Annotated in this window: 2 pseudogenes; both read right to left on the bottom strand. The window is 65.8% G+C overall.

What is annotated here, in order from left to right:
• Positions 1 to 115 (bottom strand): annotated as a pseudogene (locus EOD29_RS35680) (gfo/Idh/MocA family oxidoreductase); the annotation flags it as partial.
• Between the two features lie 5 nt (positions 116 to 120).
• Positions 121 to 228: pseudogene (locus tag EOD29_RS37785) on the bottom strand (hypothetical protein); the annotation flags it as partial.

Raw genomic sequence — 228 nt, 5'->3', positions numbered from 1 at the left:
CTTCCATCACCGCGCCGTCCAGAATGGTGCGGGCGAAGCCTTCGACCTGGCGGCGGTAGAAATGGCCGTCGGCGCCGAGAACGCGATGAGTGGCGCCGTCCGCTTCGCGGAAAATGGCTGAGAGCCGCGATCTGCGCGGTCGACAAGGCCGCGAGATCATCCGTGGTCAATACGGCAACCTGTGTGGAACCAAGCGCGCCGACCTGAGCGGTGGTCAGGGCCTCAAGC

The organism is Mesorhizobium sp. M1A.T.Ca.IN.004.03.1.1, from assembly GCF_003997555.1.
In the GTDB taxonomy this organism is placed as follows: domain Bacteria; phylum Pseudomonadota; class Alphaproteobacteria; order Rhizobiales; family Rhizobiaceae; genus Mesorhizobium.
This window is presented reverse-complemented; position numbering and strand designations above follow the sequence as displayed.